The sequence below is a fragment of the Streptococcus suis genome, from assembly GCF_019794555.1.
Taxonomy (GTDB): Bacteria; Bacillota; Bacilli; order Lactobacillales; family Streptococcaceae; genus Streptococcus; species Streptococcus suis_AB.
Window position 1 is genome coordinate 2,223 of record NZ_JAIMEP010000057.1, and the last position, 562, is coordinate 2,784.

Sequence of the window (562 nt, forward strand, 5' to 3'; positions counted from 1 at the left end):
AGTTTACTTTAGCTGAACATTTTAGAAAGAAAAAATAAACGAGGAGTATGTAAATGAGATCAGAAAAAGAAATGATGGATTTAGTACTTTCTTTAGCAGAACAGGATGAACGTATTCGAATTGTGACCCTTGAGGGGTCACGCGCAAATATTAATATACCTAAAGATGAATTTCAGGATTATGATATTACATATTTTGTAAGTGATATAGAACCGTTTATATCTAATAATGACTGGCTTAATCAATTTGGGAATATAATAATGATGCAAAAGCCGGAGGATATGGAATTATTCCCACCTGAAGAAAAGGGATTTTCCTATCTTATGCTATTTGATGATTACAATAAAATTGATCTTACCTTATTGCCCTTGGAAGAGTTAGATAATTACCTAAAGGGCGATAAATTAATAAAGGTTCTAATTGATAAAGATTGTAGAATTAAAAGGGACATAGTTCCGACTGATATAGATTATCATGTAAGAAAGCCAAGCGCAAGGGAGTATGATGATTGCTGCAATGAATTTTGGAATGTAACACCTTATGTTATTAAAGGATTGTGCCG

General features: G+C 32.2%; 1 protein-coding gene. It reads left to right on the forward strand.

Annotation, left to right across the window (positions count from 1 at the left end; all coding sequences use genetic code 11):
- Positions 1-53: 53 nt before the first annotated feature.
- On the forward strand, positions 54-562 hold a 509-nt coding region (locus K6V48_RS11550), incomplete at its 3' end, for an aminoglycoside 6-adenylyltransferase (protein ID WP_222369825.1).